We start from the raw sequence: 6,547 nt of genomic DNA, 5'->3' as shown, positions 1-6,547 counted from the left end.
TGCAATCCGAACTGAGAATGGATTTATGGGATTGGCTCGACCTCGCGGCTTCGCGACCCTTTGTTCCATCCATTGTAGCACGTGTGTAGCCCAGGTCATAAGGGGCATGATGATTTGACGTCATCCCCACCTTCCTCCGGTTTGTCACCGGCAGTCACCTTAGAGTGCCCAACTGAATGCTGGCAACTAAGATCAAGGGTTGCGCTCGTTGCGGGACTTAACCCAACATCTCACGACACGAGCTGACGACAACCATGCACCACCTGTCACTCTGTCCCCCGAAGGGGAACGCCCTATCTCTAGGGTTGTCAGAGGATGTCAAGACCTGGTAAGGTTCTTCGCGTTGCTTCGAATTAAACCACATGCTCCACCGCTTGTGCGGGCCCCCGTCAATTCCTTTGAGTTTCAGCCTTGCGGCCGTACTCCCCAGGCGGAGTGCTTAATGCGTTTGCTGCAGCACTAAAGGGCGGAAACCCTCTAACACTTAGCACTCATCGTTTACGGCGTGGACTACCAGGGTATCTAATCCTGTTCGCTCCCCACGCTTTCGCGCCTCAGCGTCAGTTACAGACCAGAGAGCCGCCTTCGCCACTGGTGTTCCTCCACATCTCTACGCATTTCACCGCTACACGTGGAATTCCGCTCTCCTCTTCTGCACTCAAGTTCCCCAGTTTCCAATGACCCTCCCCGGTTGAGCCGGGGGCTTTCACATCAGACTTAAGGAACCGCCTGCGCGCGCTTTACGCCCAATAATTCCGGACAACGCTTGCCACCTACGTATTACCGCGGCTGCTGGCACGTAGTTAGCCGTGGCTTTCTGGTCAGGTACCGTCAAGGTACCGGCAGTTACTCCGATACTTGTTCTTCCCTGACAACAGAACTTTACGACCCGAAGGCCTTCATCGTTCACGCGGCGTTGCTCCGTCAGACTTTCGTCCATTGCGGAAGATTCCCTACTGCTGCCTCCCGTAGGAGTCTGGGCCGTGTCTCAGTCCCAGTGTGGCCGATCACCCTCTCAGGTCGGCTACGCATCGTTGCCTTGGTGAGCCGTTACCTCACCAACTAGCTAATGCGCCGCGGGCCCATCTGTAAGTGACAGCCGAAACCGTCTTTCAGCTTTCCCTCATGTGAGGGAAAGGATTATCCGGTATTAGCTCCGGTTTCCCGAAGTTATCCCAGTCTTACAGGCAGGTTGCCCACGTGTTACTCACCCGTCCGCCGCTGATCTTCAAAAGCAAGCTAATGAAGATCCGCTCGACTTGCATGTATTAGGCACGCCGCCAGCGTTCGTCCTGAGCCAGGATCAAACTCTCCAAGAAAGAGTTATGAGTTAGCTCATAAAGTTAAAACGTTGGCTCATGTTCTTCTATAATAGAAGTCATGATAAATTTATTGTTTGTTGACGCTTGTTTGTTTAGTTTTCAAAGAACAATATTTTGTTGTCTTTCAAATGACAACTTTTATATCTTACCATCCTTCAATCAGCTCGTCAACACTTTTTTGAAAGTCTTTTAAACAATCGATCAAGTGGAGCTGAGTTACTATAATAACACCTCAGGTGTTACCTAACAACCAGCATTAACTGGAAAAGAATGATATAGGGATTAAAAAAGACAGGGATCTAAATCTCTGTCTTTTCGCCCGGCGGCGTCCTACTCTCACAGGGGGAAACCCCCAACTACCATCGGCGCTGAGAAGCTTAACTTCCGTGTTCGGTATGGGAACGGGTGTGACCTTCTCGCCATCGCCACCAGACTATTTAATTGAGGTTTTTTGCACCCTCAAAACTAGATAATGTGTAAGAAGAATAAGAAGAAACGAGTAATCTATTTGGTTAAGTCCTCGAACGATTAGTATCAGTCAGCTCCACACGTCACCGCGCTTCCACCTCTGACCTATCAACCTGATCATCTTTCAGGGTTCTTACTAGCTTGCGCTATGGGAAATCTCATCTTGAGGGGGGCTTCATGCTTAGATGCTTTCAGCACTTATCCCGTCCGCACATAGCTACCCAGCGATGCCTTTGGCAAGACAACTGGTACACCAGCGGTGCGTCCATCCCGGTCCTCTCGTACTAAGGACAGCTCCTCTCAAATTTCCTGCGCCCACGACGGATAGGGACCGAACTGTCTCACGACGTTCTGAACCCAGCTCGCGTACCGCTTTAATGGGCGAACAGCCCAACCCTTGGGACCGACTACAGCCCCAGGATGCGATGAGCCGACATCGAGGTGCCAAACCTCCCCGTCGATGTGGACTCTTGGGGGAGATAAGCCTGTTATCCCCGGGGTAGCTTTTATCCGTTGAGCGATGGCCCTTCCATGCGGAACCACCGGATCACTAAGCCCGACTTTCGTCCCTGCTCGACTTGTAGGTCTCGCAGTCAAGCTCCCTTGTGCCTTTACACTCTGCGAATGATTTCCAACCATTCTGAGGGAACCTTTGGGCGCCTCCGTTACTCTTTAGGAGGCGACCGCCCCAGTCAAACTGCCCACCTGACACTGTCTCCCGCCCCGATCAGGGGCGTGGGTTAGAATTTCAATACAGCCAGGGTAGTATCCCACCGACGCCTCCACCGAAGCTGGCGCTCCGGTTTCTCAGGCTCCTACCTATCCTGTACAAGCTGTACCAAAATTCAATATCAGGCTACAGTAAAGCTCCACGGGGTCTTTCCGTCCTGTCGCGGGTAACCTGCATCTTCACAGGTACTATAATTTCACCGAGTCTCTCGTTGAGACAGTGCCCAGATCGTTACGCCTTTCGTGCGGGTCGGAACTTACCCGACAAGGAATTTCGCTACCTTAGGACCGTTATAGTTACGGCCGCCGTTTACTGGGGCTTCGATTCAGAGCTTCGCGTGAGCTAACCCCTCCTCTTAACCTTCCAGCACCGGGCAGGCGTCAGCCCCTATACTTCGCCTTGCGGCTTCGCAGAGACCTGTGTTTTTGCTAAACAGTCGCCTGGGCCTATTCACTGCGGCTCATCTAGGCTATTCACCCAAATGAGCACCCCTTCTCCCGAAGTTACGGGGTCATTTTGCCGAGTTCCTTAACGAGAGTTCTCTCGCTCACCTTAGGATTCTCTCCTCGCCTACCTGTGTCGGTTTGCGGTACGGGCACCTTTTATCTCGCTAGAGGCTTTTCTTGGCAGTGTGGAATCAGGAACTTCGGTACTATATTTCCCTCGCTGTCACAGCTCAGCCTTCACGCAAGCGGGATTTGCCTCACTTGCAGCCTAACTGCTTAGACGCGCATATCCGACAGCGCGCTTACCCTATCCTACTGCGTCCCCCCATTGCTCAAACGATAAAGAGGTGGTACAGGAATATCAACCTGTTGTCCATCGCCTACGCCTTTCGGCCTCGGCTTAGGTCCCGACTAACCCTGAGAGGACGAGCCTTCCTCAGGAAACCTTAGGCATTCGGTGGATGGGATTCTCACCCATCTTTCGCTACTCATACCGGCATTCTCACTTCTAAGCGCTCCACCAGTCCTTACGGTCTGACTTCAACGCCCTTAGAACGCTCTCCTACCACTGACATCTAAGATGTCAATCCACAGCTTCGGTGATACGTTTAGCCCCGGTACATTTTCGGCGCAGAGTCACTCGACCAGTGAGCTATTACGCACTCTTTAAATGGTGGCTGCTTCTAAGCCAACATCCTGGTTGTCTAAGCAACTCCACATCCTTTTCCACTTAACGTATACTTTGGGACCTTAGCTGGTGGTCTGGGCTGTTTCCCTTTTGACTACGGATCTTATCACTCGCAGTCTGACTCCCACGGATAAGTCTTTGGCATTCGGAGTTTGTCTGAATTCGGTAACCCGATGAGGGCCCCTAGTCCAAACAGTGCTCTACCTCCAAGACTCTTACAACGTGAGGCTAGCCCTAAAGCTATTTCGGAGAGAACCAGCTATCTCCAAGTTCGATTGGAATTTCTCCGCTACCCACACCTCATCCCCGCACTTTTCAACGTGCGTGGGTTCGGGCCTCCAGTTGGTGTTACCCAACCTTCACCCTGGACATGGGTAGATCACCTGGTTTCGGGTCTACGACCACATACTCATTCGCCCTATTCAGACTCGCTTTCGCTGCGGCTCCGTCTTCTCAACTTAACCTTGCATGTAATCGTAACTCGCCGGTTCATTCTACAAAAGGCACGCCATCACCCATTAACGGGCTCTGACTACTTGTAGGCACACGGTTTCAGGATCTCTTTCACTCCCCTTCCGGGGTGCTTTTCACCTTTCCCTCACGGTACTGGTTCACTATCGGTCACTAGGGAGTATTTAGCCTTGGGAGATGGTCCTCCCAGCTTCCGACGGGATTTCTCGTGTCCCGCCGTACTCAGGATCCACTCAGGAGGGAACGAAGTTTCAACTACAGGGTTTTTACCTTCTCTGACGGGCCTTTCCAGACCACTTCATCTACCCCGTTCCTTTGTAACTCCATGTTGAGTGTCCTACAACCCCAAGAGGCAAGCCTCTTGGTTTGGGCTATGTCCCGTTTCGCTCGCCGCTACTCAGGGAATCGCGTTTGCTTTCTCTTCCTCCGGGTACTTAGATGTTTCAGTTCCCCGGGTCTGCCTTCAATACCCTATGTATTCAGGTAAAGATACTGTTCCATTACGAACAGTGGGTTTCCCCATTCGGAAATCTCCGGATCAAAGCTTACTTACAGCTCCCCGAAGCATATCGGTGTTAGTCCCGTCCTTCATCGGCTCCTAGTGCCAAGGCATCCACCGTGCGCCCTTTCTAACTTAACCTAAAAGGTCATTTCTCTATTGAATAGAGAGAAAAACTAAAATGGCGATCACTCGGTTTTTTCTTGGTTCTTCTTACTTACGATTATCTAGTTTTCAAGGAACAAAAAAGCTTTGAGAGAATTGCTCCCTCAAAACTAAACAAACAAGCGTACAACAGTACGAATCGAAAGATTCGCATTCCGATTGCCTTTACGGCAATATCCTTAGAAAGGAGGTGATCCAGCCGCACCTTCCGATACGGCTACCTTGTTACGACTTCACCCCAATCATCTGTCCCACCTTAGGCGGCTGGCTCCAAAAGGTTACCCCACCGACTTCGGGTGTTACAAACTCTCGTGGTGTGACGGGCGGTGTGTACAAGGCCCGGGAACGTATTCACCGCGGCATGCTGATCCGCGATTACTAGCGATTCCGGCTTCATGCAGGCGAGTTGCAGCCTGCAATCCGAACTGAGAATGGATTTATGGGATTGGCTCGACCTCGCGGCTTCGCGACCCTTTGTTCCATCCATTGTAGCACGTGTGTAGCCCAGGTCATAAGGGGCATGATGATTTGACGTCATCCCCACCTTCCTCCGGTTTGTCACCGGCAGTCACCTTAGAGTGCCCAACTGAATGCTGGCAACTAAGATCAAGGGTTGCGCTCGTTGCGGGACTTAACCCAACATCTCACGACACGAGCTGACGACAACCATGCACCACCTGTCACTCTGTCCCCCGAAGGGGAACGCCCTATCTCTAGGGTTGTCAGAGGATGTCAAGACCTGGTAAGGTTCTTCGCGTTGCTTCGAATTAAACCACATGCTCCACCGCTTGTGCGGGCCCCCGTCAATTCCTTTGAGTTTCAGCCTTGCGGCCGTACTCCCCAGGCGGAGTGCTTAATGCGTTTGCTGCAGCACTAAAGGGCGGAAACCCTCTAACACTTAGCACTCATCGTTTACGGCGTGGACTACCAGGGTATCTAATCCTGTTCGCTCCCCACGCTTTCGCGCCTCAGCGTCAGTTACAGACCAGAGAGCCGCCTTCGCCACTGGTGTTCCTCCACATCTCTACGCATTTCACCGCTACACGTGGAATTCCGCTCTCCTCTTCTGCACTCAAGTTCCCCAGTTTCCAATGACCCTCCCCGGTTGAGCCGGGGGCTTTCACATCAGACTTAAGGAACCGCCTGCGCGCGCTTTACGCCCAATAATTCCGGACAACGCTTGCCACCTACGTATTACCGCGGCTGCTGGCACGTAGTTAGCCGTGGCTTTCTGGTCAGGTACCGTCAAGGTACCGGCAGTTACTCCGATACTTGTTCTTCCCTGACAACAGAACTTTACGACCCGAAGGCCTTCATCGTTCACGCGGCGTTGCTCCGTCAGACTTTCGTCCATTGCGGAAGATTCCCTACTGCTGCCTCCCGTAGGAGTCTGGGCCGTGTCTCAGTCCCAGTGTGGCCGATCACCCTCTCAGGTCGGCTACGCATCGTTGCCTTGGTGAGCCGTTACCTCACCAACTAGCTAATGCGCCGCGGGCCCATCTGTAAGTGACAGCCGAAACCGTCTTTCAGCTTTCCCTCATGTGAGGGAAAGGATTATCCGGTATTAGCTCCGGTTTCCCGAAGTTATCCCAGTCTTACAGGCAGGTTGCCCACGTGTTACTCACCCGTCCGCCGCTGATCTTCAAAAGCAAGCTAATGAAGATCCGCTCGACTTGCATGTATTAGGCACGCCGCCAGCGTTCGTCCTGAGCCAGGATCAAACTCTCCAAGAAAGAGTTATGAGTTAGCTCATAAAGT

General features: G+C 52.3%; 4 rRNA genes (1 of these 4 cut by a window edge). All 4 read right to left on the bottom strand.

Annotated features, from left to right (window positions below):
- A 16S ribosomal RNA gene (locus CD004_RS00245) occupies window positions 1–1,319 on the bottom strand (it extends 231 nt beyond the left edge of the window).
- Between the two features lie 320 nt (window positions 1,320–1,639).
- A 5S ribosomal RNA gene (gene rrf / locus CD004_RS00240) occupies window positions 1,640–1,755 on the bottom strand.
- Between the two features lie 75 nt (window positions 1,756–1,830).
- Window positions 1,831–4,765 (bottom strand): 23S ribosomal RNA (locus CD004_RS00235).
- 207 nt (window positions 4,766–4,972) lie between these two features.
- Window positions 4,973–6,522: ribosomal RNA gene (locus tag CD004_RS00230) — 16S ribosomal RNA — on the bottom strand.
- The 16S, 23S and 5S rRNA genes sit together here, the layout of an rRNA operon.
- Window positions 6,523–6,547: the final 25 nt, after the last annotated feature.

It is taken from the genome of Mesobacillus jeotgali (assembly GCF_002874535.1).
Taxonomy (GTDB): domain Bacteria; phylum Bacillota; class Bacilli; order Bacillales; family Cytobacillaceae; genus Mesobacillus; species Mesobacillus jeotgali.
Note: the sequence above shows the minus strand (reverse complement) of the source record. Positions and strands in the feature narration are given on the sequence as shown.